The organism is Methylophilus sp. TWE2, from assembly GCF_001183865.1.
Taxonomy (GTDB): Bacteria; Pseudomonadota; Gammaproteobacteria; order Burkholderiales; family Methylophilaceae; genus Methylophilus.
The window spans coordinates 709175-732097 of the sequence record NZ_CP012020.1 but is presented as its reverse complement, the minus strand read 5'-3'; the positions used below and the strand labels follow the sequence as shown (position 1 = coordinate 732097).

The 22923-nt window shown below is 50.2% G+C and carries 22 protein-coding genes; 5 read left to right on the top strand and 17 right to left on the bottom strand.

Going from position 1 to position 22923, the window contains the following annotated elements; genetic code table 11:
* Positions 1-21: 21 nt before the first annotated feature.
* The 4 genes from lspA to murJ are packed head-to-tail and all read right to left on the bottom strand — an operon-like array spanning position 22 to position 5903.
* Positions 22-507 (bottom strand): signal peptidase II, encoded by a 486-nt coding sequence (lspA, locus tag ACJ67_RS03530; RefSeq protein ID WP_049637901.1) that lies wholly within the window; start codon positions 505-507, stop codon positions 22-24.
* The gene (ileS, locus tag ACJ67_RS03525; RefSeq protein WP_049637900.1) at positions 500-3409 is read right to left on the bottom strand and encodes an isoleucine--tRNA ligase; all 2910 of its coding nucleotides are present in this window, start codon (positions 3407-3409) and stop codon (positions 500-502) included. The genes lspA and ileS overlap by 8 nt, the downstream gene beginning before the upstream one ends.
* Before the next feature lie 50 nt (positions 3410-3459).
* Complete coding sequence (locus ACJ67_RS03520; RefSeq protein WP_049639743.1) at positions 3460-4353, bottom strand: bifunctional riboflavin kinase/FAD synthetase; 894 nt, start codon at positions 4351-4353, stop codon at positions 3460-3462.
* Between the two features lie 5 nt (positions 4354-4358).
* Positions 4359-5903, bottom strand: a complete 1545-nt coding sequence (gene murJ / locus ACJ67_RS03515; protein WP_049639742.1) for a murein biosynthesis integral membrane protein MurJ — start codon at positions 5901-5903, stop codon at positions 4359-4361.
* A 205-nt stretch (positions 5904-6108) separates the two neighbouring features.
* Between murJ and rpsT the strand changes: the two genes are divergently transcribed.
* Both rpsT and ACJ67_RS03505 read left to right on the top strand, forming a co-directional pair.
* Positions 6109-6510 (top strand): 30S ribosomal protein S20, encoded by a 402-nt coding sequence (rpsT, locus tag ACJ67_RS14580; RefSeq protein WP_018986091.1) that lies wholly within the window; start codon positions 6109-6111, stop codon positions 6508-6510.
* 167 nt (positions 6511-6677) lie between these two features.
* Entirely contained in the window at positions 6678-7139 is a 462-nt protein-coding gene (locus ACJ67_RS03505) for a PH domain-containing protein (protein WP_049637899.1), read from the top strand.
* A 57-nt stretch (positions 7140-7196) separates the two neighbouring features.
* Here the strand turns inward: ACJ67_RS03505 and ACJ67_RS03500 are convergent, their stop codons facing one another.
* The 7 genes from ACJ67_RS03500 to ACJ67_RS03470 all read right to left on the bottom strand — a co-directional run bounded on the left by ACJ67_RS03500 (position 7197) and on the right by ACJ67_RS03470 (position 12623).
* Positions 7197-8345 carry a 5-(carboxyamino)imidazole ribonucleotide synthase gene (locus ACJ67_RS03500; protein ID WP_049637898.1) on the bottom strand — a complete coding sequence of 383 codons (1149 nt, stop codon included), beginning with the start codon at positions 8343-8345 and terminating at the stop codon, positions 7197-7199.
* On the bottom strand, positions 8342-8836 hold the full coding sequence (purE, locus tag ACJ67_RS03495) for a 5-(carboxyamino)imidazole ribonucleotide mutase (RefSeq protein WP_049637897.1): 495 nt from the start codon (positions 8834-8836) through the stop codon (positions 8342-8344). The genes ACJ67_RS03500 and purE overlap by 4 nt, the downstream gene beginning before the upstream one ends.
* Before the next feature lie 287 nt (positions 8837-9123).
* Positions 9124-10245, bottom strand: coding sequence for a glutamate 5-kinase (gene proB, locus ACJ67_RS03490; RefSeq protein WP_049637896.1), 1122 nt, complete (start codon positions 10243-10245; stop codon positions 9124-9126).
* Positions 10246-10287: 42 nt separating this feature from the next.
* On the bottom strand, positions 10288-11340 hold the full coding sequence (gene cgtA / locus ACJ67_RS03485; RefSeq protein ID WP_049637895.1) for an Obg family GTPase CgtA: 1053 nt from the start codon (positions 11338-11340) through the stop codon (positions 10288-10290).
* Positions 11341-11526: 186 nt separating this feature from the next.
* Positions 11527-11784: a 50S ribosomal protein L27 gene (gene rpmA / locus ACJ67_RS03480; protein ID WP_049637894.1), complete on the bottom strand. Its 258-nt coding sequence runs from the start codon at positions 11782-11784 to the stop codon at positions 11527-11529.
* A 47-nt stretch (positions 11785-11831) separates the two neighbouring features.
* Positions 11832-12146 carry a 50S ribosomal protein L21 gene (rplU, locus tag ACJ67_RS03475; RefSeq protein WP_049637893.1) on the bottom strand — a complete coding sequence of 105 codons (315 nt, stop codon included), beginning with the start codon at positions 12144-12146 and terminating at the stop codon, positions 11832-11834.
* Positions 12147-12281: 135 nt separating this feature from the next.
* Positions 12282-12623, bottom strand: a complete 342-nt coding sequence (locus ACJ67_RS03470) for a hypothetical protein (protein ID WP_049637892.1) — start codon at positions 12621-12623, stop codon at positions 12282-12284.
* A 113-nt stretch (positions 12624-12736) separates the two neighbouring features.
* Between ACJ67_RS03470 and ACJ67_RS03465 the strand changes: the two genes are divergently transcribed.
* Both ACJ67_RS03465 and ccoG read left to right on the top strand, forming a co-directional pair.
* Positions 12737-14146 carry a PLP-dependent aminotransferase family protein gene (locus ACJ67_RS03465; RefSeq protein WP_049639741.1) on the top strand — a complete coding sequence of 470 codons (1410 nt, stop codon included), beginning with the start codon at positions 12737-12739 and terminating at the stop codon, positions 14144-14146.
* Positions 14147-14258: 112 nt separating this feature from the next.
* Entirely contained in the window at positions 14259-15668 is a 1410-nt protein-coding gene (gene ccoG / locus ACJ67_RS03460) for a cytochrome c oxidase accessory protein CcoG (RefSeq protein ID WP_049637891.1), read from the top strand.
* Positions 15669-15732: 64 nt separating this feature from the next.
* On the opposite strand, the gene ACJ67_RS03455 is transcribed toward ccoG, so the two are convergent.
* Positions 15733-17130, bottom strand: a complete 1398-nt coding sequence (locus ACJ67_RS03455) for a 3'-5' exonuclease family protein (RefSeq protein ID WP_049637890.1) — start codon at positions 17128-17130, stop codon at positions 15733-15735.
* A gap of 264 nt (positions 17131-17394) precedes the next feature.
* Between ACJ67_RS03455 and ACJ67_RS03450 the strand changes: the two genes are divergently transcribed.
* Positions 17395-17835, top strand: a complete 441-nt coding sequence (locus tag ACJ67_RS03450; protein WP_049637889.1) for a MarR family winged helix-turn-helix transcriptional regulator — start codon at positions 17395-17397, stop codon at positions 17833-17835.
* 145 nt (positions 17836-17980) lie between these two features.
* On the opposite strand, the gene ACJ67_RS03445 is transcribed toward ACJ67_RS03450, so the two are convergent.
* The 5 genes from ACJ67_RS03445 to ACJ67_RS03425 form a co-directional block, all read right to left on the bottom strand.
* Entirely contained in the window at positions 17981-18208 is a 228-nt protein-coding gene (locus tag ACJ67_RS03445) for a hypothetical protein (RefSeq protein WP_231587238.1), read from the bottom strand.
* A 36-nt stretch (positions 18209-18244) separates the two neighbouring features.
* Positions 18245-18514, bottom strand: coding sequence for a hypothetical protein (locus ACJ67_RS03440; protein WP_049637887.1), 270 nt, complete (start codon positions 18512-18514; stop codon positions 18245-18247).
* A 14-nt stretch (positions 18515-18528) separates the two neighbouring features.
* Positions 18529-18741 carry a hypothetical protein gene (locus ACJ67_RS03435; RefSeq protein ID WP_231587237.1) on the bottom strand — a complete coding sequence of 71 codons (213 nt, stop codon included), beginning with the start codon at positions 18739-18741 and terminating at the stop codon, positions 18529-18531.
* A gap of 124 nt (positions 18742-18865) precedes the next feature.
* Positions 18866-21502, bottom strand: coding sequence for a bifunctional diguanylate cyclase/phosphodiesterase (locus ACJ67_RS03430; protein ID WP_049637886.1), 2637 nt, complete (start codon positions 21500-21502; stop codon positions 18866-18868).
* A 206-nt stretch (positions 21503-21708) separates the two neighbouring features.
* Positions 21709-22860 (bottom strand): GGDEF domain-containing protein, encoded by a 1152-nt coding sequence (locus ACJ67_RS03425; protein WP_049637885.1) that lies wholly within the window; start codon positions 22858-22860, stop codon positions 21709-21711.
* Between the last annotated feature and the right edge of the window lie 63 nt (positions 22861-22923).

Sequence of the window (22923 nt, the reverse complement as noted above, 5' to 3'; positions counted from 1 at the left end):
AGCAAAAAACCTCAAGAATCTTCAGGAAGAGGATGTATCAGGTTGCTTAAAACTATCCAGCATCAGCAAACCGACGCCAACACAAATAGCACTGTCTGCGACATTAAACGCAGGCCAGGCCCATTGCTGATAATAAAATAGCAAAAAATCCACCACGTAGCCCAGCGTCAACCGGTCATATAAATTACCCAATGCGCCCCCTAATACCAGGGCGATTCCAAAACAGAACAGTTTTTTTTGCGGGTGCTTGACCAGCAGATAGACCATGACCACAGACGCAAGCGTAGACACTGCTGTGAAAAAGCCATGTTGCCAGCCACCAGCGTCCGCCAGAAAACTAAAAGCCGCGCCGGTGTTGTGATAACGCACCAGGTCAAAAAAACCTGTCACGGGCACATGTTCGCCATAGACAAACGATTGCTGGATCAGATGTTTAGTGTACAGATCGAGCACGATCACGATCGCGCTCAACACCAGCCAGGGCAAAGCCGAACGGACATTACGCATATTTGCGCACTTCACCTTTGCCAAACAGATTGCTGACGCAACGGCCACAAATGGTCGGATGCGCGGCATCAATGCCTACATCGGCACGGTAATGCCAGCAACGGTCGCATTTTTGATGTGTACTCGGTTTTACGAGAATTTTCTGCGCAGAGGCATCTGCCACTTTGTACGTTGTCGCGCTGGAAGTGATCATCACAAAGCGCAGATCATCCTGCAGGCTGCTTAACGCTTCAAAAGTTTCTGGTGCAACATGAAACTCCAATTCTGCTTGTAGAGAAGAGCCTACTTTGCCTTCACCACGCAACACTTCGATTTCTTTGGCCGCTTGTGCTCGCAAGGCAATAATGGTTTGCCAGTGTTGTAATTGCGTGTCGCTCAAGTCGTGCGCAGGCAGTCCATACCAGTCTTCTTCAAACACGGTCGCGACCTTATCAAGACCTAAGGTCTGCCAGATTTCATCGGCAGTGAAGCTTAAAATCGGCGCCATCAAACGCATCATGGCATGTGTGATGTGATGCAATGCGCTCTGTGCCGCACGGCGTGCATGAGACGTCTCACCGCTGGTATACAGGCGGTCTTTGAGAATATCGAGGTAGAAACCACCCAAGTCTTCAGAGCAAAAACTCACAAACTTCTGCACCGCCAAGTGGAACTCGTATTTTTCGTAATCTGCCAGAATGCCGGTTTGCAATTGCTGCGTCAGGTGTAGCGCATAACGGTCAATTTCCAGCCACTGATCAACTGGTAGCAGATCTTTGCTGGCATCAAAATCAGCCAGATTAGATAACAGGAAACGCAGTGTATTACGGATACGGCGGTAGCCGTCAGCCACACGTTTCAAGATTTCGTCACTGATCGTCAACTCGCCGGAGTAATCCGTCGAAGCCACCCACAAACGCAGAATATCGGCGCCGTAAGTATCCATCACCTTTTGCGGCGCCACCACGTTGCCTTTGGATTTACTCATTTTATGGCCAGCACCGTCCACCACAAAACCATGGGTGAGCAGCGCCTTGTAAGGCGCGTTGCCATCGATAGCACAACCGGTCAGCAAGCTGGACTGGAACCAGCCACGGTGCTGGTCTGAGCCTTCGAGGTACAAGTCAGCTACAGGTTGATGCGCCGCTTCGCGCACGTTGGCCGCTGCGGACAAACTTGGATGATGGGCAGAACGCACCACCGCATAATGCGTGGCTCCGGAGTCAAACCACACGTCCAGCGTATCCGTCACTTTTTTATACTGTGCTGCATTTTCAGACGCATGTTGCGCGAGGAAAGCATCGCCATCCAGACTAAACCAGGCCTCTATGCCCTGTTGCTCTACCTGTTTACATACGGCTTCCAGCAAGCGCATCGTCTCAGGGTGCGGCTCGCCAGTTTCCTTATGCACAAAGAATGGCATAGGTACGCCCCAGTTACGCTGGCGTGACACACACCAGTCCGGGCGGTTTTTGATCATGGCTTCCAGGCGTGCACGGCCCCAGCTCGGGAAGAACTGTGTGGCATCTACCGCGGTATTAGCATGTTCGCGTAATGCTTTGCCATCTTTACCGACGGAATTCATGCCGATAAACCACTGATGCGTCGCCAATTGCATGAGCGGCGTTTTGTGGCGCCAGCAATGCGGGAAGCTATGGTTTAAACGTGCAGAGGCAAACAGCACGCCGTTTTCCTGCAACTTAGCCAGGATCACTTTATTGGCATCCTGACGGCTCAGGCCACGAATCTCGGCAAACTCAACCAGTTCACTGGTGAAAAATTTGCCATCGCCACCAATCAGTACGCGTGGTTTCTCATTCGGGAAATTAGCGCGCATCACCAGCCAGTCATCGTTACCGTGCGCTGCGGCCGTATGCACCAGACCAGTACCGGCATCAGTCGTGACATGGTCACCAGTGATCACAGGCACCTGGCGGTTATCGAATGGATGTTGAAGCAGAATATTTTTTAATGCTGCGCCTTTAACCAAACCAAAAATATCAGCAGGACCAGCTTCTACTCCATATCTGCGCATTAATTCAAGTGGGCTTCCGGTATTCTCTCCACGAATATATGCGGACTGCATCAATATGTCGTTGGCCAAAATCAAACTTCCACGCTCCGTTCTTATAAGAGCGTAATCAAGCTCTGCGTTCACGCTCACAGCTTGGTTTGCAGGCAGAGTCCAAGGGGTTGTTGTCCAAATTACGGCATAGACATCACCTTCTACTTTATCTAAACCAAATGCTTTGGCTAAAAGAGCGTTATCTACTACCTTGAACCCGACATCAATAGCAGGTGAATTGACATCCTCATATTCCACCTCAGCCTCAGCTAACGCAGAGCCACAGTCCACGCACCAGTGTACGGGCTTGGAACCCTGGTACAGATAGCCATTCTGGTAGATCTCACCCAGAGCGCGCATGATATCGGCCTCGGTGTTAAATGCCATCGTCAGGTAAGGATTGTCCCAATCACCCAACACCCCCAGACGGATAAAGTCTTTTTTCTGTTTTTCCACCTGCTCGGCGGCGTAGGCACGGCACAGTTCGCGGAACTTGGCCGGGTCTATATTCTTACCGTGATTCTTTTCCACCACCAGCTCAATCGGCAGACCGTGGCAATCCCAGCCTGGCACATAAGGCGCGTCAAAACCGCTCATGGTTTTGGCCTTGATGATGATGTCTTTCAGGATTTTATTGACGGCGTGACCGATGTGAATATCACCGTTGGCATAGGGTGGGCCATCGTGCAGAATAAATGAGGGAGCGCCTTTGCGCTTGGCGCGGATACGCTCGTATACCTTGCGTTCTTGCCAGCTTTTCAACCAGGCGGGTTCACGCTTGGAAAGGTCACCACGCATGGGGAAGCTGGTTTCAGGTAAATTCAGTTTGTATTTTGAATCTTTTGTTTGGTCAGTCATTTAAATATCCAAAAAATCAGCCACAGACTCAGCCGATTTAGGTTCAGCATTTATCCGTGGCTAAAATATTGTTTCGCCTGCAAGGCATCCAGCGCAATTTGCGCTTTCAATGCGTCCAATCCGGCAAACTTTTGTTCGTCTCGCAATTTATGAAAAAACTGCACATGTACATGCTGATCATAAAGATCACCATTAAAATCAAACACATGTACTTCAAGCTTAAGTTTGGGGATGCCTTCGAGCGTCGGCCGGTTACCCAAATTGGCAACCGCCGGTAAATTGTTCAATTTTACCGCATAAACCCCTGTCAGTGCAGGCCGCTCGTGGCGCATATGAACATTAGCGGTGGGAAAGCCAAGCTGGCGGCCAAGTTTGGCACCATGTACCACTTTACCGCTAATGCTATAAGGGCGCCCGAGTAAGGTTTGGGCTTTGACCAAGTCGCCCGCAGCCAGCGCATTACGTACCAGCGTGCTTGAAACACGCTCGCCATGCAGCTGCACTTCGGGTAAGGGGATGACATTAAAACCGTTCTCAATCAGGGTTTGCACCGACCCCGCCCGCTTGGCGCCAAAGCAAAAATCCTCACCCACCATGACTACATTGGCATTGAGCCGATCCCGCAGCACTTGCATAAACGTGGCCGGGCTTTGTGCCGCAAACGCCTGGTTAAAGCGCTGCACGTAGACATGATGCACGCCACACTCGGCAAAATATTCCAGCTTTTCACGCATGGAAGCCAATCGCGCCGGGGCATTCTGCGGCATAAAAAATTCGCGTGGATGCGGCTCAAACGTCATCACTGCGGGGGTAATTTTATAAGTTTGCGTAAAGGCAATCAGTTGACGTAACAAGGCCTGGTGACCAAGATGCATGCCATCAAAATTGCCGATGGCAATTGCTTGCGGTGTTGATGTGTCTGGGAAATGCCGAAATATCTGCATGACCATTATTTAGCCACCCGTTTCATAAAGTCCCTAGGCCTGAAACCTAACAGTGCCAACGAGGCAAAATACACGGTCATCCCCAGCAAAACAATACCTGCCAGATGCAGCATGCGGTTCAAAGTTGGCATTGCCAGCCAGTCACCCGACCAGGTAGCAGCTGCATATAACACCAGCGCCATCACCGTCACTGCAATCAATAGCTTTATGAGGAATACTACCCATCCTGCTTGCGGCTGGAAAGCGCCAGTTCTCTGCAAGGTGACCCATAACAATATCGCGTTGATGCAAGCGCCTAAACCAACGGCGAGCGCTAATCCGGCATGCTGTAATGATGTGAACATCAGAAAACAGATGTTCATCAACTGCGTCACTATCAAAGTGAAAATCGCAATTTTGACCGGTGTTTTCACATTCTGGCGGGCATAAAAGCCTGGTGCCAGCACCTTTACCATAATCAAACCCAGCAAGCTCAGGCTGTAGGCAATCAGCGCGCGCTCGGTTTGTGCCACATCCACAGCAGTGAACTTACCGTAATAAAACAGGCTTGCGACCAAAGGTTTGGAGAGTACGGCCATGGCCACAGCTGCAGGAATCGCCAGCATAAAGGTCAGGCGCAAGCCCCAATCCAGCAGTTGGGAAAACTCGGCACTGGATTTGTCTACATGCGCCTTGGATAAACTGGGCAACAGGATGGTGCCCAGGGCTACCCCCAGCACGCCGGTCGGGAACTCCATCAGGCGGTCAGCGTAATACAACCAGGACACACTTCCCGTCGGCATAAATGAGGCAAAAATATTATTCAACACGATGGAAATTTGTGCCACCGACACACCGAAAATGGCGGGCCCCATCAATTTGAGAATTCGGCGCACGCCTTCATCCTGCAAATTGAGTTCATAACGCGGCAACATGCCGATTTCTTGCAGATATGGCAACTGATACAGCAACTGAATAATGCCACCGACAAACACCGCCCAAGCCAACACGTACACGGAGTTATTAAAATATGGCGCGATAAACAAGGCAGCCGTGATAAAACTCAGATTAAGCCAGACGGGCGTAAACGCCGGCACCTGAAACTTGCTGAACGCATTGAGCACACCACCGGCCATGGAAACCAGTGAAATAAACAGAATATAAGGAAAGGTAATACGCAGTAGCTCGGTCGTCAGCGCAAATTTGGCCGGGTCATGCACAAAACCTGGTGAAGTCAAACGTACGATAAGTGGCGCTGCCAGCATGCCAACAATGGTAATCGCCACCAGAAATAAACCTAGCAAACTGGAGACATGGTTGATCAACGCCTTGGTAGCCTCTGGCGTGCGCTGTTTACGGTACTCGGAAAGAATAGGCACAAAGGCTTGGCTGAAAGCGCCCTCACCGGAAATACGGCGCAACAGGTTTGGGATTTTAAACGCGACAAAAAAAGCATCGGTCGCCATGCCCGCGCCAAAAATACGCGCAATCAGTGTGTCACGGACAAATCCCAGCAAGCGCGAGATAAACGTCATGCCACCTACGGTAGCCAGTGCTTTGAGCAAATTCATAAATGATGGAAAATATGCGCCTTGCGTTGTTTTTGACTGCTTGCCAACGACTGTCGGTGCCAGCAGATTAAAAAGTTGGCCGATTTTAACATGCAGCCACAATCAATCGACGAATTGCGTTTTTAATCTTGCAAAAACAAAGCAAAAACAGTATGATGCACGGTTTCGTATTACACCCCTTTTGAAAGTGACAGGATAAACGTATATGGCAAATACCGCACAAGCACGCAAACGCGCGCGCCAATCCGTCAAAGTAAATGCGCACAATGCTGCGTTGCGTTCTACTTTGCGTACTGCGATTAAAAAAGTAATCAAAGCAATTCAAACTGGTGACAAGGCTGCTGCTGTGGCTTCTTACCAGGAAAACGTGAGCGTGATTGACCGCATCGCTGACAAAAAAATCATTCACAAAAACAAAGCTGCACGTCATAAGAGCCGTTTGACTGCTGCTATTAAAGCATTGTCCGGTGACGCACCTGTGACTTTGGCTTCTGTGAAAAAAGCAGCTGCCCCTAAAGCAGCTCCGAAAAAAGCTGCTGCCAAAGCCGAAGCTGCTCCAGCCAAAAAAGCTGCTGCCAAGCCTCGCGCGAAAAAAGCTGCTGAATAATTTCAGTAGGGGTGCATACTAAAAAGGCCGGACGCATGTCCGGCTTTTTTATTTCGTACCGGTGCCTACCCAGCAGCCCCCTTTGTAGAATTGAATCTTACTGCTACCATCCTCTAACGCTTGTTTCAAGCCAGATCAAAACGCATAGCGAATCTGGAGGCATTACTTTGAGTTTTATCGAAAAAAACCTGCTGACCAATGAAGTGATTATTTACCGTGCAAACATGCACTGGATCATTTTTCTGAATACCATTCTTTACTTGCTCCTTAGCCTGATCACCTGCGCTTTCAGTTTTAAACAAACAGAAGGCAGCCAGTTATTATTGGCCATCAGCCTGCTGGCGTTATTGTTTGCGCTGATTTCCGGGATCAATAGCTTCATCCGCTACAAAACTTCAGAGTTTGCCATTACCAACAAACGGGTACTCATTAAGATTGGCTTTATTCAACGCCACTCTCTTGAAGTACTGCTAACAAAAGTAGAAGGGATTGGTGTGAATCAAAGCATTATGGGAAGAATATTAGGGTATGGCACCATCATTGTCACAGGTACTGGCGGCACCAAAGAAACGTTTGACCAGATAGCCTCGCCACTGGAATTTAGAAGCCAGGTACAAGCTAATCTCTAGGATGCATGTCTACCAATAAAAAAGCCCGGATGACCGGGCTTTTTTATCTTGAGCATGTTATTCGCCAATATGTAACTCACTACGTGCAACCTTGGCGGCATTCAATACCGCCTGCATATCTTCACCAATCACGGTGAAGTGACCCATCTTGCGGCCTTTGCGTGGCTCATGTTTGCCATATAAGTGCATTTTCAGATCACCATGTGCAAAAGCCTTATCCCACGCTGGCTCAACTTGCTTGCCACTATACAACCAGCTATCACCCAGGATATTCACCATCACCGCATGACTATGCAAACGCGGGCTACCTAACGCCTGACCGGTAATCACACGCACCTGTTGTTCAAACTGGTTGGTCACACAGGCATCAATGGTGTAATGGCCTGAGTTATGCGGGCGCGGCGCGATTTCGTTGACCAGCAACTGGTTACCCACCACAAAGAACTCCACCCCCAGCACACCCACATAATTCAGCTTGGTTGCCAGCTTTTTAGCCAGCTCCTGCGCATTGGCCTTGATTACTTCAGAACAGCGTGCAGGGGCGATGCTGATATCGAGAATACCATTCAAATGGCTGTTCTCTGCCGTGGGAAACGCGGCGATATTGCCATGCACATCCCGCGCCAACACGACTGAGACTTCCAAGTCTAAGGGCAGCATCTTTTCCAGCACGCAGACTTCCTGCTTGAATCCCTGGAATGCAGCCACCGCCTGCTCACGGTTGGCAACGCGCGCCTGGCCTTTGCCGTCATAACCGAATCGTGCCACTTTAAGCACGGCCGGATACATGTCGCCATCCGCTGGCAAGTCACTCTCAGCAGTGACCGGCACAAATGGTCCAACCGGCAAACCGGCTTCCTTGAAGAAGGTTTTTTCTTTGACTCTGTGCTGCGCAATGGCGACGGCATCGGCACTCGGATGAACGACCGTGGATTTTGCCAAGGTTGCCAGCGTTTCTGCGGGCACATTTTCAAATTCGGTAGAAATCGCCTGACAGGTTTCTGCCATTGTTTTTAAAGCAGAGGCGTCATCGTAGGCAGCACACAAATGTACATCGGCAATCATGCCCGCCGGACTATTTTTGTCAGGATCCAGCACGGTCACCTTATAGCCCATCTCATGAGCTGCAATCACAAAAAAGCGACCCAGCTGGCCGCCGCCCAACATGCCCAACATGGCAGGAGGTTGAATCACAGTGGTTGTCATGGTTTTTCGCTCAACTCCATTGCGTGTACTTTTTCGGCCTGCTTCTTACGGAAGGCAACCAACTTGTCAGCCAGCGACTGGTCCTGATTTGCCAACATGGCAACTGCAAACAAGCCAGCGTTAGCGGCACCGGCATCTCCAATTGCAAACGTCGCCACCGGAATACCTTTAGGCATTTGCACAATAGATAACAGGGAATCCTGCCCTTGCAGATGTTTGGAAGGCACAGGCACGCCCAACACAGGCAATGTGGTTTTTGCCGCTACCATGCCAGGCAAATGCGCTGCACCACCGGCACCAGCGATAATCACCTGAAAGCCATTGCTGGCAGCAGACTCTGCAAATTGGAACATCAGGTCAGGTGTACGGTGAGCAGAGACCACACGCGCTTCGTAGGCAATACCAAAATCTGCCAGCATTTGCGCGGCATTTTTCATCACCGGCCAGTCACTGTCCGATCCCATAATAATAGCCACCAAAGGTTTACTCATACTATTGCCTTTTTATTGAATTTGTCTGCCTAAACAACAGGGCATTCATGCGTCGGCTTCTTATGCCGATTGTGGCTTCCGCCACTTCGCTTAACTTGCTTCGCAAGTTAGCCTACGCCGCAATCTTGCGTTGCTTCTTGTGCCGATTGTGGCTTCCGCCACTTCACTTAACTTGCTTCGCAAGTTAGCCTACGCCGCAATCTTGTGTTGCTTCTTGTGCCGATTGTGGCTTCGGCCTCTGCGCTTAACTTGCTTTGCAAGTTAGCCTACGCCGCAATCTTGCGTTGCTAAAGCAACACAAGATTGTCCCTGTGAATCAATTCTTTTTCTTCTACGTAACCCAGCGTCTGCTCAATCTCACTACTTGGTTTACGCTTGATGCGTCGCACCTCGTTGGCATTGTAATTGATAATGCCACGCGCCCACTCTTTACCCTGCGCATCGACGCACGCCACCACGTCGCCACGCTCAAACTGACCCAGGACGTCAACCACGCCAATTGGCAGCAAACTCTTGCCATCCTTGGTGAGCACATTGACCGCACCATCATCAAGCACCAATTTGCCACCTACACGCAAATGATCAGCCAGCCATTGTTTTTTAGCCAGTGTTTTCATTTTGCCCGCTTTTAGGTGCGTGCCAATGGCTTCGCCCTGACTCAGGCGAGCCAGTACATTGGGTTCACGACCAGAAGCTATCACCGTATGCGCACCACTGTTCGCAGCACGCTTGGCCGCGAGAATCTTGGTCAGCATACCGCCGGTACCAACAGCACTACCAGCACCACCAGCCATGGCTTCCAGCTCAGGATTACCGGCTGTTTCAAAATTCACAAATAAGGCGTCAGGATTTTTGCGTGGATCGGCGGAATACAATCCTTGCTGATCGGTCAAGATAATCAGCGCGTCCGCCTCAATCAGGTTTGCGACCAGCGCCCCCAGGGTGTCGTTGTCACCAAAGCGGATTTCCTCAGTGACCACAGTATCGTTTTCATTAATGATTGGGATGACCTTCAGGTCAAGCAAGGTACGTAATGTTGTGCGTGCATTCAGGTAGCGTTTGCGGTCAGCCAGATCCTCATGCGTCAGCAGTAATTGGGCAGTGTGCAAGCCATGCTGGGCAAAACATTGCTCATACATTTGCACCAGCCCCATTTGACCAACAGCCGCCGCCGCTTGTAGCTCATTGATCTCGACAGGGCGCTTTTTCCAGCCTAAGCGCTGCATGCCTTCAGCTACCGCACCACTGGAGACAAGCACGATTTGCCGTCCCTGTTTCACCAGGGCACTGATTTGCTCAGCCCAGGCAGCAATGGCAGTTTTATCCAGTCCCTGACCATCATTGGTCACCAGACTGGAGCCGACTTTGACAATCAGGGTTTTGCTGCCTTGAATTAAAGAAACACTCATACCTGCCAAGAAATTCTTAAAATGAATGCGTTTTTATAATGATTATTCAGTGACGCCAGATGACTGCTCTGCCTCGGCCTCACGCTGGACACGCGCCTGATCAATATGATCCATAATGGCATAAGTCAGTGCCTGGCAACCTACGCCACTAATGGCCGAAATAGGAAACACAGGACCGTCCCAGCCATAAGCCTTCACAAAATCAGCGACCTTTTTCGCACTGTCTTCCAGCATATCAATTTTGTTGAGGACCAGCCAGCGTGGTTTGTCGTAGAGCTCCTGGTCGTATTTTTTCAGCTCATTAACAATTGCTTTGGCTTCCTGCACTGGATCAACACTCTCATCAAATGGAGCAAGATCAACTAAATGCAGCAGCAAAGAGGTACGTTGCAAGTGGCGTAAAAACTGATGACCCAAGCCGGCGCCTTCTGCGGCACCTTCAATCAGGCCAGGCACATCGGCAATGACAAAGCTACGGTTGCTATCGACACGCACCACACCCAGGTTAGGGTGCAAGGTCGTGAATGGATAATCGGCGACCTTAGGTTTGGCCGCAGACACTGAGCGGATAAAGGTAGATTTACCGGCATTCGGCATGCCCAGCAAACCAACATCTGCCAGTACTTTCAACTCAAGGTAGAGCTCAAAAGCCTCGCCAGGATCACCTTTAGTACACTGGCGTGGGGAGCGGTTGGTACTGGTTTTAAAATGGATATTACCCAGGCCGCCATTGCCGCCTTTGGCAATCAGTACTTTCTGGCCATCTGTGTTCAAATCCACCATCATCTGGCCGGTCGCCTTGTCGCTGATGGTCGTGCCTACAGGCACGCGCAGAACCATATCGTCGCCACCTTTGCCATAGCAGTCTGAGCCGCTGCCATTTTCACCACGTTGCGCTTTAAAGGTTCGCGTATAACGGTAATCCACCAGCGTATTGATATTGCGGTCAGCCACGACAAAGATAGAACCGCCACGGCCACCGTCACCACCGTTCGGGCCGCCCATAGGCTCATACTTTTCGCGGCGGAATGTGGCAACACCGTTACCACCGTCGCCGGCATAAACCTTGATAGTCGCTTCGTCAATAAACTTCATATAAAAATTGCTTTACTCGTAATCTCGCATGTTTTTTGTGCTCATTCCTTGCCGTGCTGATTTGTACTGTCTGCGTCACTGCGCGCAAAAACAAGCAAGCTACCGTCGTACGCGAATTTTTCTGATGCGTGAACTATAAAGTAAAAAGCCCCGTCAAGCGACAGGGCTTTTTTCATAAAAGTGCGATTAGACCGCTTCAATGCTCACGGTATGGCGCTTTAAAGCACCTTTAACAGCAAATTTAACTTTGCCTTCTACCAGTGCATACAGCGTGTGGTCTTTGCCCATGCCAACGTTCTCGCCAGCGTGCATTTTTGTACCGCGCTGACGTACGATGATGCTGCCAGCGTTAACAACTGTTTCACCGAAAGCTTTAACGCCCAGGCGTTTGGCTTGTGAGTCGCGACCGTTACGTGAACTACCGCCTGCTTTTTTGTGTGCCATGTTTGATTCCTTATTCTAGCAATCTGCTCTACTCAAGCAGAACGTGCTTATTTTGCTGAAATAGTGTCGATTTGAATTTCTGTGTAGCTCTGACGATGACCTTGTGTCTTGCGATAGTGCTTACGACGACGCATTTTGAAAATCATCACTTTGTCGCCACGGCCATGTGATACCACAGTGGCGTTCACTTTCGCACCAGCTACCAAAGGTGCACCAACTGTGGTTGTCTCACCGTCAGCAATCAACAACACTTTGTCGATCACCACTGTAGAGCCCACGTCGCCAGTCAATTTCTCAACTTTTACCTTGTCACCAGCGGCTACTTTGTACTGTTTGCCACCTGTTTTAATCACTGCGTACATAATAATGCCTTAAACATCGCCTTTTAAAGAACCCGCAATTATACGCAATTTATTCAAGAATGCAAATATATTTGCGCATGTTTTTACCTGACCCAGCAGCGCTCACTTTCACCGCACCACTAGTCAAAAAAGAGCTTATTTTACTGCTTGGCGCCACGGCCGGATACTGCCATTAGTGTAATAAGCGTAGACAGCGAACACTGTCTCTAGCAAGGGCTGACAACCGTGCAAGTTTTCACCCTCATCATCTTGAAATGCGGCTAATTTATACACGGGTTGCATTTCAAGATTATTCAATGAACTCAACGGCTGGAAGGTCGCTTTGGCAACTGGCCTGCCAGCATGCATGACTTGCACATTAAACATATCCACCACCAGTTCCAGATGTTGCCCATCCATCAGCGATGCCTGGTAATGTTTTTTATTCCACTGCATCACGCTCAGCACCGCGTTTTCAGTGACTGCTTTTGAAGCCATCTGCAACTCCCAAATTTAGTTAAGGGCAGCTTAATCGATGAGCGATTTGCATAACAGCTGCAGTTTGCATTAAATTAACCATATCAGATACTCACGCCAGAATGGACGATCAGTTGAAGAAATACGAAGTTATTGCTGAAGAAATCGCCAGCGCCATTCAACAAGGCCTACTTAAGCGTGGTGACAAGCTGCCTTCTATCCGCCAGATACAGGTCAGCAAACAGGTCAATGCATCCACTGTCTTCCAAGCCTATTATTTACTAGAGGCGCGTGGCCTGATTGTGACGCGGCCACGCTCTGGCTATTACGTGGCCGGACCTTTGCGAAACGAGCGTTTGTTACCACATACCGCAGAGGATGACGGCGTCCCCACCACCCTGCAAGTGAGTGACCTGGTGTTTAACTTACTTGAACGGATCAAGGATCCGCAACATGTTCCTTTTGGCTCGGCCTTTCCCAGCCCGCACTTGTTTCCACTACCTAAACTGGCGGATCACATGGCTAGCGCCGTGCGGCATATGCAGCCGCAAGATACGGTCAGTGATATCGGTCAGGGGGATCTCGAACTCAGACGACAAATTGCCTTGCGTTACCAACTGGATGGCAAGCAAACCGATCCGGATGAGATTGTAATTACCAATGGCGCCCTGGAAGCGCTTAACCTTTGCCTGGCGGCAGTGACCCAGCCTGGCGATAGCGTGATGATTGAATGCCCCAGTTTTTACGCCGCCTTGCAGGCGATTGAGCGCTTGGGGCTAAAAGCAATAGAAGTCCCCAGCCACCCAGAGCTCGGTATAGACCTTGCAGCGCTTGAACGCGCGATTATTCAGCATAGACCTAAAGCCTGCTGGCTTATGACCAACTTTCAGAACCCCACTGGCAGCCTGATGCCAGAAGACAAAAAGCAGGCACTGGTTGCGCTCATCACGCGTTACCAGCTCCCCTTGATCGAAGATGATGTCTACCGGGAATTGTATTTTGGCAAGCATCGCCCTCTGCCAGCCAAGACTTGGGACAGTGACGGCTGGGTCATGCATTGCAGCTCATTTTCGAAAACACTGGCGCCTGGCTACCGTGTCGGCTGGGTCTCTGCCGGGCGCTTTAGCGAAAAAATTACCCGCCTGAAAATTTCCACCACACTCGCCACCTCCATTCCAGCGCAACTAGCACTTGCGAGCTATCTGGCAAAAGGCGGCTACGACAAGCATTTACGCCAGCTTAGGCACCAGCTCATGTTGCAACAATTGCAATTTTCGCAAGCCATCCACCAGCACCTGCCAGCAGAAGTCCGCTTTACCCTGCCGCAAGGCGGTTATTTCTTATGGGTGCAATTACCAGCGCAAAAAGACGGCCTGAAACTATTCCAGCAAGCCATCGCCCATAATATCAGCCTGGCACCCGGCCATATGTTCTCTTCACAACAGCAATATGCATGCTACATCCGGCTCAATTACGGCCACCCTTTCACTGCAGCCAATCAACACGCGATTGAGACGCTAGGTCAATTCATTCGCCGCGACTAAACAGTTCCTCAGACAACGCACATCTGATATGGTTTTTTAATTAGAAACTGAATCTGTTTTCAATATACTTATTCTTCTAAACTGCTCGCAATCTGATTGATTCGAGCGTCTTATGTCATCCACACGCAGCAAACCAGTGATTCCGATTGTGGCCGCCCCCGTGGCCGAGCAAACCATTTCGCTTTACCAGAAAACACGCAAGGTATATCCGCGTTCTGTCAGTGGTTACTTCAAGAACTGGCGCTGGCTCATGATCTGGCTGACGCAACTGGTGTTTTACGGCTTGCCATGGTTGCAATACGGTGGCCGCCAGGCATTTTTGCTGGATATTGATACGCATCGCTTTTACCTGTTTGGCCTGGTGATCTTTCCGCAGGACCTGTTTTACCTGGCCATGCTACTCATCATTTGTGCGATCGGATTATTTTTGTTTACGGCGGTTGCAGGCCGATTGTGGTGCGGCTTCTCTTGCCCACAATCGGTATATACCGAAATTTTCTTGTGGATGGAGCGCAGCATAGAAGGCGACCGCATGGCCAGGCAAAAGCTCGATGCCCAGCCCTGGGGACCCCGCAAAGCCGGCATCAAACTGAGCAAACATGGTGTATGGCTGGCCTTCTCGCTGGTGACAGGATTCACCTTTGTCGGCTACTTCACACCCGTACGCGAATTATTGGGTGATATTCAGCAATGGCAACTGGGTGGCTGGTCGTGCTTCTGGTTAGGCTTCTACAGCCTGGCGACTTATGGCAATGCCGGTTTTTTACGCGAGCAGGTCTGCAAGCATATGTGTCCCTATGCACGCTTCCAGAGTGCAATGTTTGATAATCACACATTAATTGTGGCTTATGACAGTGAGCGGGGCGAACCCCGCGGTGGCCGTAGCAAAAATCAGGATTACCAGGCACAAGGCTTGGGATCATGCATAGATTGCAATATCTGCGTGCAGGTATGCCCGGTAGGCATTGATATTCGCAATGGCCTGCAATACGAATGCATCAGCTGCGGATTGTGTATTGATGCCTGCAATGACGTCATGGACAAAATGCAATATCCACGCGACCTGATCCGCTTCTCTTCCGCAGGCCAGAGTGGAAAACACAAATTGCGCCAGCACCTGCTGCGCCCCCGCGTCTTGATATACAGCGCATTATTTGCGCTCATGCTGGCGTGGCTGGGTTATGGCCTGTTACACAAGCCCGACTTTAAGGTGGATGTGATCCGTGACCGCAATATCATGTACCGGGAAACCAGCCATGGTGTCGAGAACCTGTATCAGCTACACCTGACCAATGCCACCGAGCAGGGGCAACGCTACCGGGTACAGGCCAGCGGACTTGGCGGCCTACGTATAGAAAGTGAGCAAACACTGACTGCTGGCCCGACCGAGGAAGTATTGCTGCCGTTAAGTTTGTCTCTACCCTCTAGCGAGCAACGTGGCAGCCAGCGCATCAAAATCGAAGTGATGCAAATCTCCAGCGGCGAAACCGTCTCAACGGACAGTACATTCTACCTGCCCTGATTTAACAACTACCCCTTGTCCCGCGTGTTCTGGCAGGTTGCAGTTTAGGTTGACCAACTTGCCTTCAGCCCGCCAGGTCGAGCACGCGGGTCTTTTTTTGCGCCAGCATTTTCAATAATAACTTGTAGGTATCAAGATCAAACTTGAGCGCTGTTTTTTGCGTCCTTAGTTCCTGCAAACTGTCATCATCCACCGCTACGCCCAGATACACCCAATGCTCAAAGACATGAATCTGTCGCAGATCGTTTTCGAGGTTATATTCCTCAATCCCGATCTTGCCGGGGTATGGCCAGATTTTGAGTTTATGCGCAATCAATGCCTGCTGTACGCGTAAAGCATGCATTTCAGTCGACTCCTGACCACAACACACGCCTTTGCAACCTTTTAACTGATAGGCAAAACACGGGCCATTGCGTCCTGGCTCAAGACCCAGCGCTTTGACACACAAATGACTCATTTCGGCAATCTTGCGCAAGGTTTCTACCGCCTGGCGCTTGCTTTTGAAGGTGCCAAACAGTTGAGTCAACTGGCTGGGGTCAATTTCGTCTTCATGCACAAGCGTGAGTAAGGGCTGCGACGTATCACCTGGCGCCAACCGCCAGCTGCATAATTGGCGCTCACGCCGCAACTGCCGGTTATAGATGGGCAGACGCTCCTTGACCAACCGCGACTCCAGCAGCAAAGCGCTGAATTCGCCTGCGGTCGGGATCCACTCAAAACGCTTCATTTCCTGAGTCATGCGCATTTCTTTGCTGGAAGCATGATCGCTACTAAAGTGCGACAGCACACGCGCCCTTAGATTAATGCTTTTACCGATATACAGCGGTAAATCGTTCTCACCGTAGAACAGGTAGACCCCTGGTGCCTCAGGCAGCTCACCCACTAGGCTGGCGTCGATATGCGGTGGCAGCGTAGGCGCTGACATCAGCTTGAGTGCGGCCGCTCGAACCTCTTCTTCGCCCAGGTCACGCCTGGCGTCATTGAGCATGATGAGAATCGCCTCCACATCGCCCATGGCTCGGTGGCGCGCCAGGCCAGTGATCCGGTGACGCTCTACAATCGCATCAATCCCATGGCTGTAATACTGCGGATATAACAGGCGAGACAATTTGACTGTGCATAGGACTTTGGTGCGAAAATTGCATCCTATCCGCTTGAATTCAGACTTCAGGAAACCATGATCAAAGCGCACATTATGCGCGGCCAGCACAGAACCTTCCAGTAAAGCCAGCAACTTGTCAGCCACTTCGGCAAACGTCGGGGCATCGGCCACCATGGCATCATTGATGCCGGTCAGTGACTGGATAAATGGCGGGATAGGTTGCTGCGGATTGATCAGTGTTTGCCAGCGCAGCGTTTCCACACCATCGTCAAACCTTACCAAAGCAATTTCTGTAATACGGTCTCTTAAGGGTGTTGCCCCGGTGGTTTCGAGGTCAAGAAAAGTCACGGAAGGCAACATTACGCGGAAAAGCTTTCTACGGCACACAATTAGGCTGGGATAGGCATGATTTTATCGTACTTTAATCATTTCATGACGTTCAAAGAAATAGCGTCAAAACCTTACTTCAGTGAGAAGATTTGCTATTAACCAGCAAATTCTTGGGTGTGATATTTCATATCTTATACAAAACCAGTGTTTCTCCTACAAAACACCTATAGACACCCTCCTCAATTGATGCTGTAATTATCAATTACATATTAATGACAATATAATTTTAACTTCATGCCTAACTTATATCTGGAAAACCAGTTGTGCTTTTCGCTTTACTCGGCCACCCATGCATTACTGCGTTCTTACAAGCCTGATCTGGACAAACTTAACCTGACCTATCCGCAATACCTGGTATTGGTCGCACTGTGGCAATACAAGCAGCTTTCGATTAAAGATATTGCCGAAAAGTTAATGTTGGAACCTGCCACCATTACCCCGGTCGTCAAACGTCTGGAAGCAAAAAAACTGACCAAGCGTACCCGACAGAAGGATGACGAGCGCGTCGTGATTGTCAGCCTGACCGAAGAAGGACAAGCCTTACGTAGCAAGCTTTCTGATGTGCAAAAGCGCGTGGCTTGCGATACAGGGTTGAACAGTGCCGCCTTTGATAACCTGAACAAAACGCTGAATGAGCTGACCAAAAGCGTGACAGCAAAAATTCCAAGCTATTAAGTCACCAAGGAACTTGAAATAGCAATCATCCTTGCAAGCAAATCCTATCAAACAAAAGAGGAGCTTATGCTCCTCTTTTGTTTTAGCAGTGCTTGCCATCTATTGATCTCAGATGCCTGTGAGTGTTTCTCACAACAGGTTTAAATCAATCAGGCATATTCAATTGCCGCATAAATGCCCGGAAAGACCCTCTGGTCGCATGCAGGGCCTGTAATTTAGTCACTGACTCATCCAGGGCATCACTCATCAGCTCCAGCGCATCTTCATCCAGCCGCAAACTCATGGCACCAATTTCCAGCTCTATGGTACGGTGGGTCTCGCAGTAATGCACACGGAATCCGGCCTGGCCAGACAAGAGAATCTTTTTACACATAGTTTCCTCATTCACAATCAATCCCTCGTTTTATTGTTATGCGCGCAGCTGGGTGGTGGCCTGCTCGTGTTCGTTGACCAGTAAGGTCCATTGCACGCACATGCGCCGAGAGACGCTGCAAATCAGTTCCGAATCGGCATACTCTGGTGCCGTCAGCGTCTCGGCCAAGCGCAATGCCTGTTTGGCCAAGTCATAGGTTGGCTTTTTGATATAGAGCGTCGCGACATACAGCAATGACGCCATCACAGACTCGGCATCTGGCAGACTGGGATCGTAGCGTATGGGATGGATATTCATGGTATTCATGGCAGCCTTTCTTTTTAAACAATCATCTCAATTTCGGTTTGCATCACAATGCGCGCAGCGGCCTTGCGTAGCATTTCATTAATCACAATAAAGTGATCGGCGTCAAACTTGAGTGTGGTACCGCCAACCTCCAGTTCCACCATGTCCGAAGACTGATGGTAAAGCACCTTGCAGGCAGTCTTTCCTGCCAACATCGTTTTTCCAACCACTGTTTGACGTTTCATCATGACGCTCCTTTGCTAAACCTTCAGTAAATGATAATAATTATCATTTACAATGTCAAGCGGATTTACATTGCTAGGCAGAGAAGAAAAGAAGCGAAAGATAAAACGGTTGAATTGAGTCCTGAGGTCAGGGCACAGCAGGTGGAACATATGACAGCAAGAATGCCGTCGCATCGTCACTGTTCAGAGGCTTGCTGAGCAGGTAGCCCTGCATTTCGTCACAGCCCTGTGTCTGCAAGAATGCTTTCTGCTCGGGCGTTTCCACCCCTTCAGCGATGGTCTTGAGCCCCAGACTGCGGGCCAGCTGGATAATGGCAATCACAATCGCCTTGTCTTCATCATCGGTGCTGATATCGCGTACAAAGGTCTGGTCGACCTTGAGCTTGTAGACTTTGAATTTTTTCAGGTAACTCAATGAAGAATACCCGGTCCCAAAATCGTCAATAGAGAGGCGCACCCCCAGCTTATTTAATGCATCCATCATGGCCACAGCCCCTTCCGGGTTTTCCAGCGCCACGCCTTCGGTAAGCTCCAGTTCCAGGCATTCTGGTGAAACGTTGTAACGCTCCAGGGTAGACTTCACCAGCGCAGGCAACTTAGGGTCGCGGAACTGGATACTGGACAAATTGACGGACACCGAGATACCGTGCAAGCCTGCCAGGCGCCAGGCATACATTTGTTGTGTTGCCTGCTCCAGCACCCAGCTGCCTATGGAAATAATCAGACCACTCGATTCTGCCAGCGGGATAAACTCAGCGGGTGAAATAAAGCCGAGCTGGGGGTGCTTCCAGCGCAGCAAGGCCTCAACACCTAGCAACCGGCCATTATCCAGCGCCACTTGCGGCTGGTAGTACACTGCCAGTTGCCCCAGGGAAATCGCCTGGCGCAAGGCATTGACCAATTGCAGGTTACGCGCTGTCTGCACCTGCATATGATTGCTAAAAAAGCGGTAACTGTTGCGGCTCTCTTTTTTGGTGCGGTACATCGCCACATCGGCGTTACGTTGCAAGCTTTCCATATCCAGGCCGTCATCAGGATAAATCGCCACCCCGATGGATGCCGTAATGGTGAGTTCATACTGGTCTATGACAAACGGCTGTTCAACAGCTTTCAACAACCGTTCGACCACCTCCCTGGCAATCACATGGTCTGCTTCTGCCAGCAAAAACACAAACTCATCCCCACCCAGGCGGCAAATGGTATCCTGCGGCCGCACCAGGCTTTCAAAACGCTTGGTTAAGGCAATAAGCAAGTTATCGCCATAGCGATGCCCCAGGCTGTCATTTACATCCTTGAAATGGTCAAGATCAAGGAACATCAACGCGAACTGGCCATCCTGGTCCCAGGCTTTCTCAATTTCAACCGTCACACGTTCATTGAGCAAGTTCCGGTTTGGCAAGCCAGTGAGGGTATCGTAATTTGCCAGGACGCGGATACGCTCTTCCGCCTCTTTGCGCTTGGTAATGTCACGGATAAATGCACTGTAGTAATGTTCGTGACCACGCTCAATTTCAACAATGGTTAACTCGATAGGAAATTCGCTGCCATCCCTGCGCAAGGCCGTAATCTCGATCAGCTTGCCCAACAGGCGGGACTGCCCTGTTTGTTGCAAGCGGTGCATTCCCTGGTGATGTGCTTCGCGGTGCTCTGGCGGCACAATCAGGTCTTCCAGCCGGCGGCCTAACACTTCGGCGCGCGTATAGCCAAAGATATGTGCCGCCGCCCGGTTCCATTCCACAATCAGGCCTTGCATATCAATATTCACAATCGCATCCAGTGCATTTTCCAGCACTAGCCGTGCGCGTTGCTCACTGCCTTGTAAATGACTTTGGATCAGGCTACGCTGTGCCTGAACTTCAAAGCGGTCCAGGGCAAAGTCAATATTGGCCGCCATGCCTTGCAGCAAGCGCTGGGTGTCAGGCTCAAACGCATGCGCTTCTGCAGCATAGAGCGCCAAACAGCCAATCACTTTACCCTCAATATGCAAGGGTAAAAAAGCGGCAGACTTCCAGGCGAACTCTCTGGCTTTTTCGTGCCATGGGGCAGTCATAGGATTGGTTTGAAAGTCATGCACCCAATAGGGATGGTCAGAAATCAGGCTTAAACCGCATGGCCCTTTACCACTGGGCTGGGCCGGGTCAGCCGAGATCTCGACTTCATCCAGGTAATGAATGCCTGAACCAAATGCGCTGAGGACGGTGATGCGCTTATGATCGGCACCCAGCTCGCCAATCCAGGCCATATTGGCATGACCCAGGTTAACGATAATGCGACAAATTTGCTCAAAAAGGATATGCTTGTCCTGGCTTTGCACAATCGCATGGTTACATTGGGACAATGCAAGGTAAAGCTGATTCAAATGCTGAGGATGCTGCTTACCGGATGGATCTAAGGCACTTAATTGCTGACTCTGGTCAAGCAATTGCTGCCAGCCGGCTTGCACGCTTTCCTCTTGCGCCGGGGAAAATTTGACCGGGGAAAACACTTCACTGGAAAAAGCATGGGCCAGCACCTGATTCAATGTTTGGAGGTCTGCCGCCTGCCTGGCCAAGAGCAGGCGGCGCTGGCGCCAGGCGAGGACAGTCACCAGGCACCATAAGCCGATTCCAATCGCGAGCAGCAGGATAGCGGCGAAATGCACTGGCGCAAACAGATCTGAGTAGATGAGCAATAACAGGCAAATCAACAGCGCAAACAGCGCCATCAGCCATAAATGTCTGATAAGCCTGTCCCGCCCTGCAGATGTGAATTGTTGTGCAGTCATGGATGTTTAGCCTAAGCCCCCGTCCACTACTGTAAGGGATGTGATTCAAATCAAATCCCAAAACACGCATGCAAATCCCCGGTAAATTGGTTAATTTAGCCTGGGATGTCCAACACAGTTACCGTCTATGACAAACCACGGCAAGCTTGCTTGCGCAACGAATAAAATGTTCTCAGCAATGACAACTGAACAGTGTGACTTGGTGCCTAACACTCGGGTGCCCACGACATTTGTCCGCACCCCAGTAACTTGGCCTGGTACATGGCCTTGTCTGCGGCAGACAAAACTGCCTCTATCGCATCGCCCTCATGACACAAAGTTAACCCTATCGAGGTCCCCAGCTGGCAAATGTGATCAAGAATCTGGAATTCCCGTTCAAATACCCTCAGGCATTTCTGGGCCACCATTTCTACTGATGCCTTGCTCTGCGTGGGCAAGTCAGAGAGCACCACCACAAATTCATCCCCGCCCACACGGGCCAGTGTATCGCTCCCGCGAATCACACTACTCAAACGTTGTGCTACCTCCACCAGGGCTAAATCCCCCGCTTCATGCCCCAACTGGTCATTCACCGCCTTAAAGCCATCCAGGTCGAGGTACAGGATAGCCGTCCCATTCTTTTTAACCTTGGCCAACTCCATCGCCTGCTGCAAACGTAAAGACAACAATTTGCGGTTAGGCAATCCCGTCAATGCATCATGATGCGCGACATGATTGAGTTCTTCGTTCTGCAGAGAAATCTTGTGGTAAGCCTCTTTTAAAGAGCCAATCAAATCCTCGTTTTCAAAACTGATGCGTGCCGCCTGCCGTAAAGACTGATTAAAGCGGTAAGCCACGCCTATCATCAACAGGTAAAAAATCACGCTAAACACTGCCATGATAAAACTCGACAGGTTTTCGCTGAATGAAAACACCAGCACGGTTGGCAGCATGGCTGGCAAACTAAAAGCAAAAAAAGCAGGGATACAGGAAGCCATGGTCACCACCCCACCCATCACCATGGCCTGGATAGCCGTGATGACAATAATCACCGTCATGGGGGGTGCGTCTTTTGCCAGAAAGCCCAATGCCCCCCATGCCAATCCCGAGAACGCCAGTGTCAGACAGTATTTATATGCCAAAGGATAGTTGAATCCATGTTGGGCCAGCATGCTTTTGCAGCGTTTGAGGAAATAGACACGAAAAATGATCACCACATAGACCACACCGCACCAGAGCAAAAACCAATGACTGTTTTCCGAGCCCAGCTGTGACAGCGCAATCAGCAAACCACCGAATGCACTCCCCAGCAAAGGAATACGCGCGCCCGATAACAGCCTGTGAAATAGTGCTTCGTCAATCCGAGTTTGCAAACTCATGAGTTCTGACCTCTTCTTTTACATATAGCTTTAGCTACATTGTTTTAACTCATGCTAATACAA

What these genes read in the sequence shown, in the direction of transcription:
- ACJ67_RS03470 (WP_049637892.1), bottom strand. Translation starts at nt 12,623, where the DNA reads ATGGCTTCAAAAGCAGTCACTGAAAACGCGGTGCTGAGCGTGATGCAG.
- ACJ67_RS03455 (WP_049637890.1), bottom strand. Translation starts at nt 17,130, where the DNA reads ATGTTGCCTTCCGTGACTTTTCTTGACCTCGAAACCACCGGGGCAACA.
- rplU (WP_049637893.1), bottom strand. Translation starts at nt 12,146, where the DNA reads ATGTACGCAGTGATTAAAACAGGTGGCAAACAGTACAAAGTAGCCGCT.
- rpsT (WP_018986091.1), top strand. Translation starts at nt 6,109, where the DNA reads ATGGCAAATACCGCACAAGCACGCAAACGCGCGCGCCAATCCGTCAAA.
- rpmA (WP_049637894.1), bottom strand. Translation starts at nt 11,784, where the DNA reads ATGGCACACAAAAAAGCAGGCGGTAGTTCACGTAACGGTCGCGACTCA.
- ACJ67_RS03445 (WP_231587238.1), bottom strand. Translation starts at nt 18,208, where the DNA reads ATGTGTAAAAAGATTCTCTTGTCTGGCCAGGCCGGATTCCGTGTGCAT.
- ACJ67_RS03425 (WP_049637885.1), bottom strand. Translation starts at nt 22,860, where the DNA reads ATGAGTTTGCAAACTCGGATTGACGAAGCACTATTTCACAGGCTGTTA.
- proB (WP_049637896.1), bottom strand. Translation starts at nt 10,245, where the DNA reads ATGAGTGTTTCTTTAATTCAAGGCAGCAAAACCCTGATTGTCAAAGTC.
- ACJ67_RS03520 (WP_049639743.1), bottom strand. Translation starts at nt 4,353, where the DNA reads ATGCAGATATTTCGGCATTTCCCAGACACATCAACACCGCAAGCAATT.
- cgtA (WP_049637895.1), bottom strand. Translation starts at nt 11,340, where the DNA reads ATGAAGTTTATTGACGAAGCGACTATCAAGGTTTATGCCGGCGACGGT.
- ileS (WP_049637900.1), bottom strand. Translation starts at nt 3,409, where the DNA reads ATGACTGACCAAACAAAAGATTCAAAATACAAACTGAATTTACCTGAA.
- ACJ67_RS03435 (WP_231587237.1), bottom strand. Translation starts at nt 18,741, where the DNA reads ATGATGAAACGTCAAACAGTGGTTGGAAAAACGATGTTGGCAGGAAAG.
- ACJ67_RS03430 (WP_049637886.1), bottom strand. Translation starts at nt 21,502, where the DNA reads ATGACTGCACAACAATTCACATCTGCAGGGCGGGACAGGCTTATCAGA.
- ACJ67_RS03440 (WP_049637887.1), bottom strand. Translation starts at nt 18,514, where the DNA reads ATGAATACCATGAATATCCATCCCATACGCTACGATCCCAGTCTGCCA.
- murJ (WP_049639742.1), bottom strand. Translation starts at nt 5,903, where the DNA reads ATGAATTTGCTCAAAGCACTGGCTACCGTAGGTGGCATGACGTTTATC.
- ACJ67_RS03500 (WP_049637898.1), bottom strand. Translation starts at nt 8,345, where the DNA reads ATGACAACCACTGTGATTCAACCTCCTGCCATGTTGGGCATGTTGGGC.
- purE (WP_049637897.1), bottom strand. Translation starts at nt 8,836, where the DNA reads ATGAGTAAACCTTTGGTGGCTATTATTATGGGATCGGACAGTGACTGG.
- ACJ67_RS03450 (WP_049637889.1), top strand. Translation starts at nt 17,395, where the DNA reads ATGCCTAACTTATATCTGGAAAACCAGTTGTGCTTTTCGCTTTACTCG.
- lspA (WP_049637901.1), bottom strand. Translation starts at nt 507, where the DNA reads ATGCGTAATGTCCGTTCGGCTTTGCCCTGGCTGGTGTTGAGCGCGATC.
- ccoG (WP_049637891.1), top strand. Translation starts at nt 14,259, where the DNA reads ATGTCATCCACACGCAGCAAACCAGTGATTCCGATTGTGGCCGCCCCC.